The following is a 17,689-nucleotide window of genomic DNA, read 5'->3' as shown; positions in this document are numbered from 1 at the left end:
CCGGGTCTGGGAGCATCCGATCTCAGCTGAGCCATGGGGTCTCCACCTCATCCGTAGCGACCGCCGCAGCGCGGATGCGCGTGGGCGGGTACATGACGAGCGAAGCTATCGCTGATCATCACCGGGTATCAATACATTCCGGAAGAAAACCCGCCACAGCGCCCCGATCCAAACGCATCAGCGATTCTTCCCTCCGCCTTTCAACCACCAGACCCTGTTGTGGAATTGACTCCCGCTTTACGATGCGTGATCTGGATCACCATCGCCGCCGTACGTCCCGTCAGACCCACTCACCAGGAGAGACCGTGGATACCGCACCGGCCAGCGATCGTCCCGACGATCAGCGGCAGCACCACCGACCCCCGTACGACGAGGTGCAGGCGAGCCCCGAGTTCGGCGAACTGCGCACCGCACACCGCTCGTTCGCCTTCCCGCTGACCATCGGGTTCGTCAGCTGGTACCTGCTGTACGTCCTGCTGTCCAACTACGCGGACGGCTTCATGGGCACCCGGGTCGTCGGCAACATCAACGTCGCTCTGGTGTTCGGGCTCGCCCAGTTCCTGACCACCTTCCTGATCGCCTGGTGGTACTCCCGGCACGCCGCCGCCAAGCTCGACCCGCGCGCGCAGGCCATCAAGGCCCGTCTGGGGGATGACGCATGAGCGACGCACACGCGGCCGCCCGGCCGCGGACGACACACAAAGCCGCGCCTCTGCGCCGCGCGGGCGGCAGTGCCCGCGGCGGAGCCGCTGATGTGACGAGCAGCCGCTACCGCGGCGGGGCGAAGGAAAGGGGCACGGCATGAGCACCTATCTGCTCGCGGCCGAGAGCGCGTCGGACAACCGGCCACTGATCATCACGCTCTTCACGGTCTTCGTCCTGGCGACCCTGGGCATCACCGTCTGGGCGGGCCGCCAGACCAAGGACGCCAACGACTTCTACGCCGGCGGCAGACAGTTCTCCGGCTTCCAGAACGGACTCGCCATCTCCGGCGACTACATGTCCGCCGCGTCCTTCCTCGGTATCGCCGGAGCCATCGCGCTCTCCGGCTACGACGGCTTCCTGTACTCCATCGGCTTCCTCGTCGCCTGGCTGGTCGCCCTGCTCCTGGTCGCCGAACCACTGCGCAACTCCGGCCGCTACACGATGGGCGACGTGCTCGCCTACCGGATGCGCCAGCGCCCGGTGCGCACCGCCGCGGGCGTCTCCACCATCGTCGTGTCGATCTTCTACCTGCTGGCCCAGATGGCGGGCGCTGGCGTCCTCGTCTCGCTGCTGCTGGGCATCACCAGCGAGGCCGGGAAGATCCTCATCGTCGTCCTGGTCGGCGTGGTGATGATGCTCTACGTCACCATCGGCGGCATGAAGGGCACCACCTGGGTGCAGATGGTCAAGGCCGTCCTGCTCATCGCGGGAACGCTCCTGATCACCTTCCTGGTGCTGCTCAAGTTCGACTTCAACGTCTCCCACCTGCTGGGCGAGGCGGCCAAGAACAGCGGCATGGGCAGTTCCTTCCTGGAGCCGGGCCTGAAGTACGGGGTCAACGCCACCTCCAAGCTCGACTTCCTCTCCCTCGGCATCGCCCTGGTCCTCGGCACCGCCGGACTGCCGCACATCCTCATCCGCTTCTACACCGTCCCCACCGCCCAGGCCGCCCGAAAGTCGGTCAACTGGGCGATCGGCATCATCGGCGGCTTCTACCTGATGACGATCGCGCTCGGCTTCGGCGCGGCGGCCCTGCTGGACCGGGACGCCATCATCGCGTCCAACAAGTCCGGCAACACCGCGGCACCCCTGCTCGCCGAGGAGATCGGCGGCGGCGCGGATTCCACCGGCGGCGCGATCCTCCTCGCGGTGATCTCCGCGGTGGCCTTCGCCACCATCCTCGCCGTCGTCGCCGGGCTCACCCTCGCCTCCTCGTCGTCCTTCGCCCACGACCTGTACGCCAATGTGATCCGCAAGGGCCAGGCGACCCAGAAGGAGGAGATCGGGGCCGCCCGCTGGGCCACCGTCGGCATCGGCACCGTCGCCGTCGTCCTCGGGGTCTTCGCCCGCGATCTCAACGTCGCGGGACTCGTCGCCCTCGCCTTCGCGGTCGCCGCCTCCGCCAACCTGCCGACCATCCTCTACAGCCTCTTCTGGAAACGTTTCACCACCCAGGGCGCCCTCTGGTCGATCTACGGCGGGCTCATCTCCTCCGTCTTCCTGGTGCTCTTCTCGCCCGTCGTCTCCGGCAAGCCGACCTCGATGTTCCCGGACGTCGACTTCCACTGGTTCCCGCTGGAGAACCCCGGCCTGATCTCCATCCCGCTGGGCTTCCTGCTGGGCTGGCTGGGCACCCTCGTCTCCAAGGAGGAGCCGGACAAGGCCAAATACGCCGAACTGGAGGTCCGCTCGCTCACCGGACACGGCGCCCACTGACGCCGACAGCCCCCGGCGGCCCCTCGATGTCATCGCCTTGGCGTACCGTGCTGGACAATTGACCACAGTGCACGCAAGCGAACCGTGAGGGGCCGCCGACATGCTGATCGACACCTATGGTCGAGTCGCCACCGACCTGCGTGTCTCCCTGACCGACAGGTGCAACCTGCGGTGTACCTACTGCATGCCGGAAGAGGGGCTCCAGTGGCTCGCCAAACCCGACCTGCTCACCGACGACGAGATCGTCCGGCTGATCGGGATAGCCGTCACCGACCTCGGCGTCACCGAGGTCCGCTTCACCGGCGGTGAGCCGCTGCTGCGCCCCGGCCTCGTCTCCATCGTCGAGCGCTGCGCCGCCCTCACCCCGCGTCCCGAGATGTCCCTGACCACCAACGGCATCGGCCTGGAGCGCACCGCCGCGGCCCTGCGCGACGCCGGTCTGGACCGGGTCAACGTCTCACTCGACACCCTGCGCCCCGACGTCTTCCAGGCCATGACCCGGCGCAAGCGCCACGGCGACGTGCTGCGCGGTCTCGCCGCCGCGCACTCCGCCGGGCTCACCCCGGTCAAGGTCAACGCCGTGCTGATGCCCGGGCTCAACGGCGACGAGGCACCCGATCTGCTCGCCTGGGCCCTGGACAACGGCTATGAGCTGCGGTTCATCGAGCAGATGCCGCTCGACGCCCAGCACGGCTGGAAGCGCGAGGGCATGATCACCGCCGGGGACATCCTGGAGAGCCTGCGCACCCGCTTCACCCTCACCCCCGAGGGCGGGGACGAGCGCGGCTCCGCCCCCGCCGAGCGCTGGCTCGTCGACGGCGGCCCGGCCCGCGTCGGCGTCATCGCCTCCGTCACCCGTCCCTTCTGCCGCGCCTGCGACCGCACCCGGCTCACCGCCGACGGACAGGTCCGCACCTGCCTGTTCGCACGCGAGGAGTCCGATCTGCGGGGCGCGCTGCGCTCCGGCGCGCCGGACGAGGAGATCGCCCGGCTGTGGCGGCTGGCGATGTGGGGGAAGAAGGCGGGGTCGGGGCTGGACGACCCGTCGTTCCTGCAGCCGGACCGCCCGATGTCGGCGATCGGCGGCTGATCACCGGCGATCGCGGCTGATCAGCGGGTGCTGATCACTGGCTTTCGGTGGCCGACCACTCTTCCAGCGTCACCACGTCCTTCAGGAAGCCGCGCATGCCGAGGAAGTTCGACAGATGCTCGCGGTGCTCCTCGCACGCCAGCCAGGTCTTCCGCCGCTCCGGGGTGTGGAGCTTGGGGTTGTTCCAGGCCAGCACCCAGACGGCGGGGGCGCGGCAGCCCTTGGCGGAGCAGATCGGGGCGTCGGTCTCGGTGGCGGTGTCGAGGATGTTCACACCGCAAACTGTACGGAAACCGCCGCGGACATGACGACGCCGGGCAGCCACGGGGGGAGCCGCCCGGCGTCGGTCCGTCGCTCCGACGGGGGATGCGGAGCGCGTACGAAGTATGTCACGAGGCATAGGGCGCGGTGCACCGGAACAGCATGATTGATCTGAGGTTTTCCTGAGGTTCCGCAAACGCGGCAGGTCAGCCGTGCCCGCCGCGTCCATCCTCGCTGGTATGTGCGGCATCTTCCGGGACGGATTCCGCCCCCGCCGAATCCGGGCCCGAATCCCCCGCCGAATGCGCCGCCGAATGTGGCGCCGCATCCGATGGCGCATCCGACGGCTTCTCGTCCCGGCCGGAGCCCAGCATCGGGCGCAGCGGCGCCGGAATGTACGTGGTGGGAAGCGAAGGGGCGTTCTCCCGGCCCGCGTTCGCCATCACGACCGCCACATAGGGCAGCAGCACCCCCAGCACCAGGGCGACGATGGCCACATGGCGCTCGACGTTCCACAACACGGCCGCCAGCACGACCGACACCGTCCGCACCGACATCGAGATCACATAGCGCCGCTGCCGGCCGCGCACATCGTCGGCCAGTCCCTGACGGGCCCCGGTGATCCGGAAGACCTCGGTCTCGCTGTGCTTCCGCATCACGTTCCACCACCTGGTCCCCGAGCAGGTATCCCCCCGCTCCGATACGTACTCAACGTTACGCCTCGCCCCCATACGGTTCGATACCGGGGCACCCCGACGGGTGATGAAGCCCGTACGGCAGGGCACGTACGGGGCGCTTCGACATGCGCCGCAGTGGAAACGGCCGAACACTGGGAGGAAACGCGCATCCCCCGCCGCGTCAGGAGGCGACATGAACTGGCTGTGGGCGATCGTCGTAGGAATCATTCTCGGCGTGATCGCCAGGGCGATCCTGCCGGGAAAGCAAGACATCCCCCTGTGGCTGACCTGTGTCTACGGCATTCTCGGGGCCATCGTGGGCAATGCGGTGGCCGGTTGGATCGGGGTCAGGCACACCGGCGGATTCGACTGGATCCGGCATCTGCTGCAGCTGGCCGGGGCCATCGTGATCGTCGCCCTCGGCACGCCGCTGTGGCAGACGATCCGCCACGGCGGCAGGAGAGAGCGGGCCTGAGCCCGTGGAACCAGGAGCCGCGGCGGTCGGCGCGCATGGTGGAAGCGCACCGGCCGCCGCTCAAGGATGTCAGCGCCTATACGCCCTGGAGCTGGGCGATCTTCCGCCCCGCCTTGAGGTAGACCCCGCCGGAGGCCGCGCTGAGCCCCTCGGCCGCCAGCATCTCCGCGACCACCTCGGCCAGCGGCCGGATCGCCTGGGCCTCGGCGAGCACGATCGCCCGCTGACCGTCCTCGGCCTCCACGACCAGCCGCAGACCGTTCTGCTTGGCGACCCGGCGGGCCGCCGACGCGCTCGGCTGGAACTCCAGGACCTTGCTCAGCACGGTCGCGATGGTCTCACCGCCGTGCTCCGCGGCGTCGACCACCGGCAGCGTCCCGACGTCGGTGAAGCTCTTCTTGGAGAACTGCGCCACGAAGCCCGCACGCGCCGCCATCGCCGCCTCGACGCCGTACAGCGCCGTCACGACCTCGCCCGCCAGCACCTTCTTGAGGTCCATCGGGTGCAGCGACCGCGCCTCCAGCCGGGCGGTCACGGCGGCGATCTCCTCGTCCGTCCACTCCGTCCACGCCTCCAGGTACGGCTTCATCAGCCGGTCCGGAATCGACATGATCTTGCCGAAGACATCGTCGGCGGGCGCGCTGAGCGCCACGTAGTTGCCCTTGGACTTGGACATCTTGGCGCCGGTGCCGTCCGTGCCCTCGATCAGCGGCATCGTCACGACCAGCTGCGGCTGCTGCCCGCGCAGCTCCATCAGCTTGCGGCCCATCTGCAGATTGAGCAGCTGATCGGCGCCGCCCAGCTCCACATCGCTCTCCAGCGCCACCGAGTCCAGGCCCTGCGCGATCGGGTACAGCAGCTCGGACATGGTGAGCCCCGACCCCGACGCCAGCCGGTTGCGGAAGTCCTCGCGCTGCAGCAGCTGCGACACCGGCACCTGGGAGAGCAGCCCCAGCAGCTCCGGGAAGGTGTACGGCGCCAGCCACTCGCTGTTCTGCCGGAAGCTGACCTGTCCGAAGTCGAAGAACGGCCGCACCTGCTGCTGGTAGCCCGCGAGGTTCCGCGCGATGTCGTCGTCGGTGAGCGGCGGGCGCTCGGCCGTACGCCCCGACGGGTCGCCGATCTTGGCCGTGAAGTCACCGATCAGCAGGGTGACGTCGTGCCCCATCCGCTGGAAGCGGTTGAGGACGATCATCGGCACGGTGTGGCCGAGGTGCACATCGGCGGCCGTCGGGTCGATGCCCAGCTTGATGGCCAGGCCCCGGCCCACGGCCCGGCGCTCCTCGATCCGCTCGGCCAGCTCCTTGACCCCCGGCAGGACCTCGACCGTACGGGAGGCGATCAGCTCGGCCTGCTCCTGCGCCGACAGGTCGCTCAGGTCGAGGGAGCGCCGCGCGGACGTCTCGGCGAGCAGTTGCTCGACGGGCTTGTCGGAGGAGAGGTCCTGGTCGAGCAGCTCGCGGGCGCGGGCGACGGATGCGCCGAGGCGTGTCATGGGGTTCCTGGGGAGAGTCAAAGGGCGGATGGATGGGCGGGGACCAGTCTATTAGCCGGTCCCCCGAGGCCAGTCCCGATATCGTCCGGCCGGTCTCACACCCCCTTGCTGACCGAGCTCATGTTGAAGTCCGGGATCCGCAGTGCGGGCATCGCGGCGCGGGTGAAGTAGTCGCCCCACTCGCGCGGCAGCGTCGGCTCGGTGCGCCCCGCCTCGGTGGCGCGGGACAGCAGGCTCACCGGCGACTCGTTGAAGCGGAAATTGTTCACCTCGCCGACGACCTCGCCGCCCTCGACCAGATACACCCCGTCCCGGGTCAGCCCCGTCAGCAGCAGGGTCGCCGGATCCACCTCGCGGATGTACCACAGGCAGGTCAGCAGCAGGCCCCGCTCGGTCGAGGCGGCCATTTCCTCCAGCGAGCGGGTGCCGCCCCCGTCCAGGATCAGATTGTCGATCCCCGGGGCCAGGGGCAGCCCGGTCAGCTCCGCGGTGTGCCGGGTGGTGACCAGGTGCTTCAGCACCCCGTCCCGGATCCAGTCGGTGGCGGGCAGCGGCAGCCCGTTGTCGAACACCGACGCGTCGTCCCCGGAGGAGTGCGCGATCACGAACGGCGCCGCCTCGAGCCCCGGCTCACGCGGGTCGCTGCGCAGCGTCAGCGGCAGGTCCGACAGCGTGTCGCCGACCCGGGTGCCGCCGCCGGGCTTGCTGAAGACCGTACGGCCCTCCGCCGCGTCCCGGGCCGCCGAGGACCAGAACTGGTAGATCAGCAGATCGGCGACGGCGGTCGGGGGCAGCAGCGTCTCGTACCGGCCCGCCGGGAGGTCGACCTTCCGCTCGGCCCAGCGCAGCCGCCGGGCCAGCTCGGCGTCGATCGCGGCCGGGTCGACGTCCGCGAAGTCGCGGGTCGCCCGCCCGGCCCAGGCCGAACGCGTCATGTCCGGCGACTTCGCGTTCAGCTCCAGCGTGCCGCTCGGCTGGTCATGGCGCAGCCGCAGCCCGCTGGAGGTGCCCAGATAGCTGGAGACCACCTCATGGTTGGCGAACCCGTACAGCTCCCGGCCGCCCGCGCGGGCCCGGGCGAACGCCTCGCCGAGCGCCGGGGCGAACGCCGCGAACACCTCCGAGGAGGTCTCGGCGGGGGAGTCGGTGAAGCCGGGGGAGGCGGGCGCGGCGGCCCCGGGCCCGACCAGCGGCTGGGCGTCCTCGGCCGGGCCCGCGTCCCGCGCGGCCGCCTCGGCGGCCCGTACCAGCGGCTCCAGCTCCTCGGCCGTCACCGCCGACCGGGACACCACCCCGGACGCGGTGCCCTCCGCGCCGTCCACGGTGGCCACCACCGTCAGGGTGCGGCCCCGGGTGACGCCGTTGGTGGTCAGCGCGTTGCCCGCCCAGCGCAGATTGGCGGTCGACGTCTCGTTCGCGATCACCACACAGCCGTCCGCGCGGGACAGCTCCAGGGCGCGCTCCACGATCTCGTGCGGCTTCACGCTCATGCTCCCGCCTCCTGGGTGGTGTTGAGGATGTTCACGCCGCGGAAGAGCGCGGACGGACAGCCGTGCGAGACGGACGCGATCTGGCCGGGCTGGGCCTTGCCGCAGTTGAAGGCGCCGTGCAGGACGTACGTCTGCGGGCCGCCCACGGCCGTCATCGAGCCCCAGAAATCAGTCGTCGTCGCCTGGTACGCGAAGTCCCGCACCTGCCCCGCCAGCGCCCCGTTCCGGATGCGGTACGCGCGCTGCGCCGTGAACTGGAAGTTGTAGCGCTGCATATCGATCGACCATGAGCGGTCACCGACCAGATAGAGCCCGTTCTCGACATCGCCGATCAGCCCGTCCGTGGACGGCCCGCCGGGGTCGGGCCGCAGCGACACATTCGCCATCCGCTGCACCGGCACATGGCCCGGCGAATCGGCGTAAGCACAGCCGTTGGACCGCGGGAAACCCGTCAGCCGGGCGATCCGGCGGTCCAGCTGATACCCCACCAGCCGGCCGTCCCTCACCAGGTCCCAGGACTGCCCGGCCACGCCCTCGTCGTCGTACCCGATCGTGGCCAGCCCGTGCTCGGCGGTCCGGTCACCGGTGACGTTCATGACCTCCGAGCCGTACCGCAGGCTGCCCAGCTTGTCGAAGGTCGCGAACGACGTCCCCGCGTACGCCGCCTCGTACCCCAGCGCCCGGTCCAGCTCGGTCGCGTGGCCGATCGACTCATGGATCGTCAGCCACAGATTGGACGGATCGATCACCAGGTCGTACGAGCCCGGCTCGACCGACGGCGCCGCCATCTTCTCCGCCAGCAGCCCCGGCAGCTCGGCCAGCTCCGCGTCCCAGTCCCAGCCGCCCGCCCCGGTCAGATACTCCCAGCCCCGCCCGACCGGCGGCGCCAGGGTCCGCATCGAGTCGAACTCGCCGCTCACCGGATCCACCGCCACCGCGGTCAGCTGCGGATGCAGCCGCACCCGCTGCTGGGTGGTCGTGGTGCCCGCCGTATCCGCGTAGAACTTGTTCTCATGGACGGTCAGCAACGACGCGTCCACGTGTGCCACCCCGTCCGCCGCCAGCAGCCGCCCGCTCCACTCGGCCAGCAGCCCGGTCTTCTCCGTGTCCGGCACCTCGAACGGGTCGATCTCGTACGACGACACCCACGTCCGGTCCGCGTGCACCGGCTCGTCCGCCAGCTCCACCCTCTCGTCCGACCCGGCCGCCTCGATCACCTTGGCCGACAGCTTCGCCATCGCCACCGCCCGCGAGGCCACCCGCGCCGCCGCGTCCATCGACAGATCCACCCCGGACGCGAACCCCCAACTCCCCCCGTGCACCACCCGCACCGCATACCCCAGGTCCGTGGTGTCGGACGACCCGGCGACCCGTGCGTCCCGCAACCGCCACGCGGCACTGCGCACCCGCTCGAACCGGAAGTCCGCATGCTCGGCCCCCAGCGCCCGCGCCCGCGCGAGCGCCGCGTCGGCGAGCGCGCGCAGCGGCAACGCGAGGAAGGACGGATCGATCTCGTGCCCCACGGCGGCCCCTTCGTCTGTGAGTGTCCGGCAGCAGTGAACCATGCCGCTACGACACCGGGGCCTTCCATCGCTTCACCCCAACCGGAGCGCAACGGTTCGGCGTAGGCCGAGGTCCGGTCAGCCCCGGAACTGACCGGACCGGCGCGGCGATCATCTTTCATAGCCATAGAACAGGCGTTCCATCACGACGCGGGCGCGGCGGGTCGTGCGGCGGTAGTCGTCCAGCATCTCGCCGGCCCGACCCGGGCCGTAGCCCAGGTAGCGGGCCACCGCGGCCAGTTCGAGCGCGTCGCCGGGGAAGCTGTCGCCTCGGCGGCCGCGGATCAGCATCACGGCGTTGCGGACCCGGCCGGCCAGCACCCACGCCTCGTCCAGGGTCCGGGCGTCGTCCCTGCCGATCAGACCGGCCGCGTGCGCGGCGGCCAGGGCGCGGCGGGTGCGGGTGGTGCGCAGGCCCGGTTCGGCGCGGCCGTGACGCATCTGGAGGAGCTGGACCGTCCACGCGACATCGCTCAACCCGCCGCGGCCGAGCTTGGTGTGGGTGGTGGGATCGGCGCCGCGGGGCAGCCGCTCGGACTCCATCCGCGCCTTGAGCCGGCGGATCTCGCGGACCGCGTCCTCCTCCAGTCCCCCGGGCGGGTAGCGCAGCGGGTCGATCAGCTCGATGAAACGCTCGCCGAGACCGGGGGCGCCCGCCACCGGGCGGGCCTTCAGCAGTGCCTGGAACTCCCATGTCCTGGCCCACCGCCGGTAGTACGCCGCATGGCTGGAGAGCGTCCGCACCAGCGGGCCGTCGCGTCCCTCCGGTCGCAGATCGGCATCGACCGGCCAGATGGTGCCCTCGACGGTGACGTCCGAGCAGATCCGCATCAGCCGCGTGGCCAGCCGGGTGGCGGCCCGGACGGCCTTGCCCTCCTCGACCCCGTCCACGGCCTCCGCCACGAAGATCACGTCGACGTCCGAGACGTAGCTCAGCTCGCGCCCGCCGCAGGTGCCCATCCCGATCACGGCCAGCCGGCAGGCCGCCGCGTCCTCGGGCTCCTCCTGCGCCGCGATCTCCAGTGCGGCGCGCAGGGTCGCCGTCGCGAGGTCCGCCAATTCGGCGGCGACCTGGGTGATGTCCGTGGAGCCGCACACATCGCGCGCCGCGATCGCCAGCAGCGCCTTGCGGTACGCGACCCGCAGCGCGTCCGGCCGCGGCATCCCCGCCCCCGCTTCGCCCCAGACCCCCTCGGCGAGCGCCTGCTCGAACTCGGGCGTCGCCGGATGCAGATCCGCCGGTTCGTACGTCTGCAGCGCGTGCCAGGCCTGCGGATGGCGCGCCAGATGATCGCCCAGCGCCTCGGACGCCCCGAGCACCCCCAGCAGCCGGTCCCGCAGCGGCTTCGTGGTGACCAGCGTGTCCAGCAACGCCTGCCGCGAGTCAGCGCCCTCCTTGTCGTCCCCGCCCTCCGGAATCTCCGGGAGCGCCTCGATCAACCGCACCAGCCCGCGCAGCGCCAGGTCGGGATCGACGGTCGCCCCGAGCCCGTCGAGCAGCACCGAATCGCCGCGTACCCCGGCCAGTTCGAGCGCGTCCAGCAGTCGCCGGGCGGCCGGGGGGTCGGTGAACCCGTGCCGGGGCAACCGGGTGAATGTGCTGTTCATGCGTCCCTGCGATGGGGCCATGCGCGCCGTCTCCGTCCCTGTCCGACATTCTCGCCCTGCCATGACCGAGGCCCGCTCCTCTGCGAACGCCATGGTGAAAGGAGCCGGATCATTCCCGAGAACAATGGCTGCTCCCGATAGTCCCGTCGCGTCGACCAGGTCGAGATGAGTCATCGCCGAATCAAGTGCGTCTCCTATTGGAAGGGCTGGATGGCGTGTTTCAGCGGGCGCATCCAGCCCTTTGTGTGCGAGGGCTCGGCGGCCGTCCTGTCTTTGCCTGGCTGGCAAAATCGAGGCCGTCGATGACTTCGCGATCTCCTTCATCGCGCCTCTCGTTGACTTGCGACAGGCGTTTCGCTGTTTCCGGCGCCAGATGAAACGCCTGAGTCTGGGCGGAAAAAACGTAGGAGGGGCCATCGATGCCGGTCAAGACGGGGGCAATAAAACGTTGAGTGATGCATTGATGTGCGAATTGGGGCAAAGTGGATTCGCGTGACGCTGTGTCCGTGGAGTTTTGGACAGCACTTTTCCCTGCGGGTTCCTGGAGCCCCAGGCGGTTCTTTGGATCAATATTCACCAAGTGTTTGTTCATGTTTTAATGTGCGCCGGATCGGGGTCGATCCCGATCCGGCTGTCCGCGTTAGTTCCCCATGAGGGGTAAAGTGATGTCCATCGCGGTAAAGGGATTCCCATCGCTACAGTCGTGACGCCTCGGGTTCGGCGGGTCGTGAACCGGTGGGTTGGCCGGAAAGCGAGGTGTGAGACATGGCGCAATGTGAGCGAGGAACTCGAACGCGCCTGGCACTGCATCACCGCCGCGTCAGCATGCTTCGCCCAATATCAGCGGCCGCGCCACCGTCCGCCTCACCCCGCGCTCCGGGTAGCGGGACGTCGCGCTGCCCGAGCACCCCGGACCACCCCCGGCTGCGCGGGGACCACGTCCGGAAGGTCTCCGGGAAGCTGGAGGTGTACGGACCACCCCCGCCTGGGCGGGGCTTCGTGGTCGGTATCCGGTGCAGTCCGCCATTTCGACCGTGCCGTGGGCCAGGGTGAGGGGCTGGTGGGGTGTGTCAGAGGGAGCTCGCGCGGGGACCGCTCCCGCCGGTCGGCGGGTTTCTGTAGGAAGTCGACAGGGTCCGGTCGGCGCCCCTGTGCGTGCTCGATTCTCCGGAGCCGCCCGGAGCCCGATAGTTTTCATTAGTGCAAGGGTCGGCACACGTACGCACGCGCGTGGCGACCGGCATGACTTCTACAAGAGAGGGTGGTCCCTTGAGCCGCTCGGTTCTCGTCACCGGAGGCAACCGCGGCATCGGCCTCGCCATCGCCCGGGCCTTCGCCGACGCAGGCGACAAGGTCGCCATCACCTATCGGTCCGGTGAGCCGCCGGCCGGCTTCCTCGCGGTGAAGTGCGACATCACCGAGCCCGAGCAGGTCGAGCAGGCGTACAAGGAGATCGAGGAGAAGCACGGCACGGTCGAGGTTCTGGTGGCCAACGCCGGGGTCACCCGTGACCAGCTGCTGATGCGCATGTCGGAGGAGGACTTCTCCGCCGTCCTCGACACCAACCTCACCGGTACGTTCCGCATGGTCAAGCGGGCCAACCGGGGCATGCTGCGGGCCCGTAAGGGGCGCGTGGTGCTGATCTCGTCCGTGGTCGGGCTCATGGGCTCCGCCGGGCAGGCGAACTACGCCGCGTCCAAGGCGGGCCTGGTGGGCTTCGCCCGGTCGCTCGCCCGTGAGCTGGGCTCGCGGAACATCACCGTCAACGTGGTCGCGCCCGGTTTCGTCGACACGGACATGACGCGCGCGCTCAGCGACGAGCAGCGCGAGAACATCGTGAAGCAGGTACCGCTCGCGCGCTACGCGCAGCCCGAGGAGATCGCCGCCTCGGTCCGCTTCCTGGCCTCCGACGAGGCCGCGTACATCACTGGAGCCGTCATCCCTGTCGACGGCGGATTGGGCATGGGTCACTGAACGTCATGAGTGGAATTCTCGCCGGTAAGCGCATCCTCGTCACGGGCGTCATCACCGAGTCCTCGATCGCCTTCCACACCGCGAAGCTCGCCCAGGAGGAGGGCGCCGAGGTCATCCTGACCGGCTTCGGCCGGGTCTCCCTCGTGGAGCGGATCGCCAAGCGGCTGCCCAAGCCCGCCCCGGTCATCGAGCTGGACGTGCAGAACCAGGAGCACCTCGACGGGCTCGCCGACAAGGTGCGCGAGCACCTGGGGGAGGGCGTCGACCTCGACGGCGTCGTGCACTCCATCGCCTTCGGCCCGCAGGGCGCGTTCAACTTCCTGGAGGGCAGCTGGGAGGACGTCGGCACGGCCGTGCACGTCTCGGCGTACTCCCTCAAGGCGCTCACCATGGCCTGCCTGCCGGTCATGCCGCGTGGCGGCTCCATCGTCGGTCTGACCTTCGACGCCCAGTTCGCGTGGCCGAAGTACGACTGGATGGGCGTGGCCAAGGCCGCCCTGGAGTCCACCAGCCGTTACCTCGCCCGTGACCTGGGCGAGAAGAACGTGCGCTGCAACCTGGTCTCCGCCGGTCCCATCAAGTCCATGGCCGCGAAGTCCATCCCGGGCTTCGAGGAGCTGGCGGACGTGTGGAACCACCGGGCCCCGATCGGCTGGGACCTGACCGATCCGGAGCCGGCCGGCCGCGGTGTCGTCGCCCTGCTGTCCGACTGGTTCCCGCGCACCACGGGCGAGATCGTGCACGTCGACGGTGGCGTGCACATGATGGGCGCCTGAGTCACCGGACCTTCCGGCCGCCGTCCCCTCCCGCGTGCAGCGGGAGCGGGGCGGCGGCCGTTCGTGTGTGTGGTCACCCGTTCGGACCAGCGAGCGGGCGGGCGGATGGCGCGGCCCGCAGGGTGGAGTACGACACGACTCGCGGAGCGACAGCCCGGCCGAGGAGGTCCTGCCATGCGTACGCCCCGGCGCTTCGCGGTCGCCTCGATGGTCGTCGCCGCGGTCGGTTGCGTCCTCGCCGCCTCCAGCTCCGCCGCGCAGGAGCGACCCCGGCCGCGCGAGGCCGCCTGCTCCACCTCGGTGCGCGGCTCGCACGCCAGGACCAGCTGCTTCAACCCCTACCCCGACGCCGACCGGGTGCAGCTGCACGTCGAATGCGCCCGCTGGTGGGACCCGGACATGGACAGCCGCCGGGTGGAGGTGGGCCCGGCGCAGCACGTGGAGCTGGACGAGCGCTGCTGGAAGGAGATCCGCAAGGCGTGGGTGACCCACCGGCGCCGGTGAGGCGGAGGTACGGGGGCTCAGCCGGTCTCGGCGCTGAGCCGGCAGGCGAACGGGTGGGTGCTCGCCTCGGCTCCCGCCCGCTCCCCGTCCCGCTGCCGGATGGCCTCCACCAGCCGCGCGTGGTCCACGTACGCCTCGGGGCTCAGGCCGTCGGCCACGTCGGCGCGCAGGAAGTCCCGTACGACCGAGCCCAGGTCGGCGTAGAGCGCCGCCAGCACGTCGTTGTGGGCGGCGGCGACGATCGCCATGTGCAGCGTCGCGTCCGCCTCCACGAACGCGTCCCTGTCACCGGACTCCCAGGCCCGCTCGCGCCGGTCCAGCTGGGCGTCGAGCTGCTTGACGTCCTGTTCGGTACGGCGCTCCGCGGCCAGCTGCGCGGCCTTCGTCTCCAGGGCGCTGCGCAGCTCCGCCACGTGTCGCGGCTCGGCGCTCGCGAAGCGGCGGTGCATCACCCCGGCCAGCTCGCTGGTCGCCAGGACGTACGTGCCCGAGCCCTGCCGGATGTCCAGCAGGCCGTTGTGCGCCAGCGCGCGCACCGCCTCGCGCACGGTGTTGCGTGCCACCCCGAGCTGCTCGACCAGTTCGGGCTCGGTCGGGATCCGCGAGCCCACCGGCCATTCGCCCGAGGTGATCTGGGCGCGCAGCTGGGCGATCACCTGGTCGGCGAGGACGGAGCGCTGGGGCGACGTCAGCGGCATGACTCTCCTGGGACTGGGACTGGGTCTGGTGCTGGAAAATGGGGGATTCCATGATGCCGTCCCGTTGTCACCTGGCGGTTACGTATCAACTGGACAGCCATTCATCCCATGATTCTATGATGGCCGGCATGTCACATGACGACCTCGCGACGCTCGACACCGCGGCCCCCGCCCGACGGGACCACGAACCGCCCCCCGCGCCCTCGCCGTGGCGCCGCCGCATCGTGGTCGTCGGCCTGCTGCTGGCCGCGCTCAACCTGCGCCCCGCCGTCACCAGCCTGGGCCCGCTCCTGAAGGAGGTCCGGGACGACCTCGGCATGAGCGGGACCATCGCCGGACTGCTCACCTCGATGCCCGCGGCCTGCTTCGCCGTCTTCGGCGTCACCGCGCCCCGGCTGGCCCGCCGCTTCGGGCCCGGAGCCGTCGTCTGCACCGGTCTCGCGGCCATCGCCACGGGCCTGGCGCTGCGCCCGTTCGCGGGCGGCACGGTGGCCTTCCTGTGCGCCAGCGCGCTCGGCCTGGCCGGGATCGCGGTCAGCAACATCCTGATGCCGGTGATCGTCAAGGGCTGGTTCCCGGACCGGGTCGGCACCATGACCGGCCTCTACTCCATGGGGCTGTCGCTGGGCACGGCCAGCGCCGCCGCCATCACGGTGCCCATGACCGACGCGCTGGGTGGCAGCTGGCGGGCCGGGCTCGGGGTGTGGGCGGTGCTCGCCGGGGTCGCGATGCTGCCCTGGCTGTTCCTCGCCCGCGACCGTGACCACCGCCCCTCCGAGCAGCCGGCCGCGCCGGACCCCGCCGCCGACCGGTCCGCGTCCGGCCCGGCGGCTCCCGCCATCCGGATCACCCGCAGCCCCACCGCCTGGGCGATGGCCGTCTTCTTCGGCCTCCAGTCCACGGCCGCGTACATCACCATGGGCTGGATGCCGCAGATCTTCCGTGACGCGGGAGTCTCCGCCTCCACCTCCGGGGTGCTGCTCGCGGTCACCATGGCCATGGGCGTCCCGCTGGCCTTCGTCCTGCCCCGCACGGCGGCCCGGCTGCGCAACCAGGGCGTGCTGGCCGTGGTGCTCGGCGTCTGCGGGCTCATCGGCTACGTGGGGCTGTGGCTGGCCCCGGCCGGCGGGGCCTGGGTGTGGGCCGTCCTGCTCGGCGTCGCCAACTGCGCCTTCCCGCTCGCCCTCACGATGATCAGCATGCGGGCGAGGACCAGCGCCGGCGTGGTCCGGCTCTCCGCCTTCGCCCAGAGCACCGGCTATCTGCTGTCCATCCCCGGCCCGCTGCTGGTCGGCACGCTGTACCAGCACAGCGGCGGCTGGGGGCCGCCGCTGGCGCTGATGGCCGGGCTCATGGTGCCGCAGATCGTGACGGGCCTGATCGCCGGGCGTGACCGCACCCTTGAGGACGAGATGTGACCGGCGGGTGGGACACTGGCGTCATGCCAGTGCTCGATGAGAACCCGCCGGACGGCCAGAAGAAGCTCCTCCTCATCCTGGGCGTGATGCTCGGGATCACGGTGGTCATCGGCGTGATCGCCACCATCGCCTCTCCCTGACGCCCGCCCGCACGGGGACGCCCGCCCGCGGGGTGGGGCCGGCCCCACCATCCCCTAGGGGGTGAGGGTCAGGGGGAACTGGGTGGATCACCGGATGGGAACGGGGCCGCCCGCTCCGTACCGTCGAACCATCCGAAGCAGCGTGGTTCCCCGACCGGAGGCGATCCCCATGTCCGCCCGCACCCCCACCCGGCCCGCGACCCCGGCGGACGGCGGCATGGACGCCCGGCTGCCGTGGTGGGCCCTCGCGCTGCCCGCCCTCGCCTTCGCGGCGCTGCTGCTCCTGCTCGCCGGGCCCTCCGACGCGCAGGCCGCGAGCGGGCCCGGCGCCCTCTCGCAGTTCCTGGAGCTGTTGCGCCAGGTCCTCGGGCACCAGGGGGCGTGACCGACGGTGCGCGGGAGCGTTCGCCTCGTGCGCTCACTTAGGTGAGCACCGTTTCAACACCCTGCGCCTCGCCAGCCGTTTCATGCGAAGCTGGGACGCATGAGCGTCGATGTGCCCCGCAGGATTGTCATTCTCCGACACGCCAAGGCCGACTGGCCCGAGGTGGCGGACCATGAGCGGCCGCTCGCGGAGCGCGGCCGCAAGGACGCCCCACTCGCCGGGCGCCGGCTCACCGAAGCCGGTCTGGTCCCCGAACTGACCCTCTGCTCCACGGCCGTGCGCACCCGGGAGACCTGGAAGCTCGTGGTCCACGAGCTGCCCCAGCGCCCCAAGACGGTGTACGAGGAGCGGCTGTACGACGCCTCACTCGGCGACCTGATCGCGGTACTCAACGAGACGTCCGACGAGATCACCGACCTGCTGGTGGTCGGCCACAACCCCGGGGTGCACGCCCTCGCCGACGCCCTCGCGGGCCGGGCCGCGGAGGGCACCCGGGAGCGGATGGCCCGCACCGGCTTCCCCACCTCCGCCATCGCCGTGGTGACGTTCAACGGCTCGTGGAAGTCGGTGGAGCACGGCGTCGGCCGCCTCGACGACTTCTGGGCGCCGCACGAGTAAACCCCGCCGCCGTACCGTTCCGCCGCCCTACCGTTCCGCCCGCCTCGGCAGCGAGGCGGGCGGGGCGCGGATACTTCCGGGGGCGGGGCGGGGTTAC

At 70.7% G+C, this 17,689-nt stretch carries 18 protein-coding genes and 1 pseudogene; 11 read left to right on the top strand and 8 right to left on the bottom strand.

Going from position 1 to position 17,689, the window contains the following annotated elements; translation table 11 throughout:
* Window positions 1–305 precede the first annotated feature (305 nt).
* The 3 genes from ASC60_RS23285 (at window position 306) to moaA (ending at window position 3,511) form a co-directional block, all read left to right on the top strand.
* Window positions 306–662 (top strand): DUF485 domain-containing protein, encoded by a 357-nt coding sequence (locus tag ASC60_RS23285; protein ID WP_055554060.1) that lies wholly within the window; start codon window positions 306–308, stop codon window positions 660–662.
* A gap of 139 nt (window positions 663–801) precedes the next feature.
* Complete coding sequence (locus ASC60_RS23280) at window positions 802–2,421, top strand: cation acetate symporter (RefSeq protein WP_055554058.1); 1,620 nt, start codon at window positions 802–804, stop codon at window positions 2,419–2,421.
* A gap of 100 nt (window positions 2,422–2,521) precedes the next feature.
* Window positions 2,522–3,511 carry a GTP 3',8-cyclase MoaA gene (gene moaA / locus ASC60_RS23275; protein WP_055554057.1) on the top strand — a complete coding sequence of 330 codons (990 nt, stop codon included), beginning with the start codon at window positions 2,522–2,524 and terminating at the stop codon, window positions 3,509–3,511.
* 34 nt (window positions 3,512–3,545) lie between these two features.
* Here moaA and ASC60_RS23270 read toward each other — a convergent pair whose 3' ends face one another.
* On the bottom strand, window positions 3,546–3,785 hold the full coding sequence (locus ASC60_RS23270; protein ID WP_055554055.1) for a hypothetical protein: 240 nt from the start codon (window positions 3,783–3,785) through the stop codon (window positions 3,546–3,548).
* A 193-nt stretch (window positions 3,786–3,978) separates the two neighbouring features.
* Window positions 3,979–4,428 carry a DUF3099 domain-containing protein gene (locus tag ASC60_RS23265; protein WP_055554053.1) on the bottom strand — a complete coding sequence of 150 codons (450 nt, stop codon included), beginning with the start codon at window positions 4,426–4,428 and terminating at the stop codon, window positions 3,979–3,981.
* Between the two features lie 214 nt (window positions 4,429–4,642).
* Here ASC60_RS23265 and ASC60_RS23260 point away from each other — a divergent pair, with 214 nt between their 5' ends.
* Complete coding sequence (locus ASC60_RS23260; protein WP_055554051.1) at window positions 4,643–4,924, top strand: GlsB/YeaQ/YmgE family stress response membrane protein; 282 nt, start codon at window positions 4,643–4,645, stop codon at window positions 4,922–4,924.
* Between the two features lie 76 nt (window positions 4,925–5,000).
* Here ASC60_RS23260 and tyrS read toward each other — a convergent pair whose 3' ends face one another.
* The 5 genes and pseudogenes from tyrS to ASC60_RS41750 all read right to left on the bottom strand — a co-directional run bounded on the left by tyrS (window position 5,001) and on the right by ASC60_RS41750 (window position 11,671).
* Window positions 5,001–6,419 carry a tyrosine--tRNA ligase gene (tyrS, locus tag ASC60_RS23255; RefSeq protein WP_055554049.1) on the bottom strand — a complete coding sequence of 473 codons (1,419 nt, stop codon included), beginning with the start codon at window positions 6,417–6,419 and terminating at the stop codon, window positions 5,001–5,003.
* A gap of 95 nt (window positions 6,420–6,514) precedes the next feature.
* Window positions 6,515–7,909 (bottom strand): metallopeptidase TldD-related protein, encoded by a 1,395-nt coding sequence (locus ASC60_RS23250; protein ID WP_055554047.1) that lies wholly within the window; start codon window positions 7,907–7,909, stop codon window positions 6,515–6,517.
* Entirely contained in the window at window positions 7,906–9,432 is a 1,527-nt protein-coding gene (locus ASC60_RS23245) for a TldD/PmbA family protein (RefSeq protein ID WP_055554045.1), read from the bottom strand. The genes ASC60_RS23250 and ASC60_RS23245 overlap by 4 nt, the downstream gene beginning before the upstream one ends.
* Window positions 9,433–9,597: 165 nt before the next feature.
* Window positions 9,598–11,100 (bottom strand): annotated as a pseudogene (locus tag ASC60_RS23240) (bifunctional glutamine-synthetase adenylyltransferase/deadenyltransferase); the annotation flags it as partial.
* 199 nt (window positions 11,101–11,299) lie between these two features.
* Complete coding sequence (locus tag ASC60_RS41750) at window positions 11,300–11,671, bottom strand: hypothetical protein (RefSeq protein WP_159043302.1); 372 nt, start codon at window positions 11,669–11,671, stop codon at window positions 11,300–11,302.
* Window positions 11,672–12,348: 677 nt separating this feature from the next.
* Here ASC60_RS41750 and fabG point away from each other — a divergent pair.
* The 3 genes from fabG to ASC60_RS23225 all read left to right on the top strand — a co-directional run bounded on the left by fabG (window position 12,349) and on the right by ASC60_RS23225 (window position 14,333).
* The gene (gene fabG / locus ASC60_RS23235) at window positions 12,349–13,053 is read left to right on the top strand and encodes a 3-oxoacyl-[acyl-carrier-protein] reductase (RefSeq protein ID WP_055554041.1); all 705 of its coding nucleotides are present in this window, start codon (window positions 12,349–12,351) and stop codon (window positions 13,051–13,053) included.
* 5 nt (window positions 13,054–13,058) lie between these two features.
* The gene (gene fabI, locus ASC60_RS23230; RefSeq protein WP_039939381.1) at window positions 13,059–13,829 is read left to right on the top strand and encodes an enoyl-ACP reductase FabI; all 771 of its coding nucleotides are present in this window, start codon (window positions 13,059–13,061) and stop codon (window positions 13,827–13,829) included.
* A 174-nt stretch (window positions 13,830–14,003) separates the two neighbouring features.
* Window positions 14,004–14,333 (top strand): hypothetical protein, encoded by a 330-nt coding sequence (locus tag ASC60_RS23225; protein WP_055554040.1) that lies wholly within the window; start codon window positions 14,004–14,006, stop codon window positions 14,331–14,333.
* Between the two features lie 17 nt (window positions 14,334–14,350).
* Here the strand turns inward: ASC60_RS23225 and ASC60_RS23220 are convergent, their stop codons facing one another.
* Window positions 14,351–15,031: a FadR/GntR family transcriptional regulator gene (locus tag ASC60_RS23220; RefSeq protein WP_055554038.1), complete on the bottom strand. Its 681-nt coding sequence runs from the start codon at window positions 15,029–15,031 to the stop codon at window positions 14,351–14,353.
* A gap of 128 nt (window positions 15,032–15,159) precedes the next feature.
* Between ASC60_RS23220 and ASC60_RS23215 the strand changes: the two genes are divergently transcribed.
* The 4 genes from ASC60_RS23215 to ASC60_RS23205 all read left to right on the top strand — a co-directional run bounded on the left by ASC60_RS23215 (window position 15,160) and on the right by ASC60_RS23205 (window position 17,592).
* Window positions 15,160–16,449 carry an MFS transporter gene (locus tag ASC60_RS23215; protein ID WP_234357092.1) on the top strand — a complete coding sequence of 430 codons (1,290 nt, stop codon included), beginning with the start codon at window positions 15,160–15,162 and terminating at the stop codon, window positions 16,447–16,449.
* A gap of 23 nt (window positions 16,450–16,472) precedes the next feature.
* Window positions 16,473–16,589, top strand: coding sequence for an SGM_5486 family transporter-associated protein (locus ASC60_RS43770; RefSeq protein ID WP_267892818.1), 117 nt, complete (start codon window positions 16,473–16,475; stop codon window positions 16,587–16,589).
* A gap of 169 nt (window positions 16,590–16,758) precedes the next feature.
* Entirely contained in the window at window positions 16,759–16,974 is a 216-nt protein-coding gene (locus ASC60_RS23210) for a hypothetical protein (protein ID WP_055554034.1), read from the top strand.
* A 99-nt stretch (window positions 16,975–17,073) separates the two neighbouring features.
* Entirely contained in the window at window positions 17,074–17,592 is a 519-nt protein-coding gene (locus tag ASC60_RS23205; protein WP_055554032.1) for a histidine phosphatase family protein, read from the top strand.
* The last annotated feature ends 97 nt before the right edge of the window (window positions 17,593–17,689 follow it).

The organism is Streptomyces sp. NBRC 110028 (assembly GCF_001417735.1).
GTDB lineage: Bacteria > Actinomycetota > Actinomycetes > Streptomycetales > Streptomycetaceae > Streptomyces.
This window is presented reverse-complemented; position numbering and strand designations above follow the sequence as displayed.

What these genes read in the sequence shown, in the direction of transcription:
- ASC60_RS23225 (WP_055554040.1), top strand. Translation starts at nt 14,004, where the DNA reads ATGCGTACGCCCCGGCGCTTCGCGGTCGCCTCGATGGTCGTCGCCGCG.
- ASC60_RS23205 (WP_055554032.1), top strand. Translation starts at nt 17,074, where the DNA reads ATGAGCGTCGATGTGCCCCGCAGGATTGTCATTCTCCGACACGCCAAG.
- ASC60_RS23260 (WP_055554051.1), top strand. Translation starts at nt 4,643, where the DNA reads ATGAACTGGCTGTGGGCGATCGTCGTAGGAATCATTCTCGGCGTGATC.
- ASC60_RS41750 (WP_159043302.1), bottom strand. Translation starts at nt 11,671, where the DNA reads ATGAACAAACACTTGGTGAATATTGATCCAAAGAACCGCCTGGGGCTC.
- tyrS (WP_055554049.1), bottom strand. Translation starts at nt 6,419, where the DNA reads ATGACACGCCTCGGCGCATCCGTCGCCCGCGCCCGCGAGCTGCTCGAC.
- fabI (WP_039939381.1), top strand. Translation starts at nt 13,059, where the DNA reads ATGAGTGGAATTCTCGCCGGTAAGCGCATCCTCGTCACGGGCGTCATC.
- ASC60_RS23220 (WP_055554038.1), bottom strand. Translation starts at nt 15,031, where the DNA reads ATGCCGCTGACGTCGCCCCAGCGCTCCGTCCTCGCCGACCAGGTGATC.
- ASC60_RS23215 (WP_234357092.1), top strand. Translation starts at nt 15,160, where the DNA reads ATGTCACATGACGACCTCGCGACGCTCGACACCGCGGCCCCCGCCCGA.
- moaA (WP_055554057.1), top strand. Translation starts at nt 2,522, where the DNA reads ATGCTGATCGACACCTATGGTCGAGTCGCCACCGACCTGCGTGTCTCC.
- ASC60_RS23265 (WP_055554053.1), bottom strand. Translation starts at nt 4,428, where the DNA reads ATGCGGAAGCACAGCGAGACCGAGGTCTTCCGGATCACCGGGGCCCGT.
- ASC60_RS23250 (WP_055554047.1), bottom strand. Translation starts at nt 7,909, where the DNA reads ATGAGCGTGAAGCCGCACGAGATCGTGGAGCGCGCCCTGGAGCTGTCC.
- ASC60_RS43770 (WP_267892818.1), top strand. Translation starts at nt 16,473, where the DNA reads ATGCCAGTGCTCGATGAGAACCCGCCGGACGGCCAGAAGAAGCTCCTC.
- ASC60_RS23280 (WP_055554058.1), top strand. Translation starts at nt 802, where the DNA reads ATGAGCACCTATCTGCTCGCGGCCGAGAGCGCGTCGGACAACCGGCCA.
- ASC60_RS23210 (WP_055554034.1), top strand. Translation starts at nt 16,759, where the DNA reads ATGTCCGCCCGCACCCCCACCCGGCCCGCGACCCCGGCGGACGGCGGC.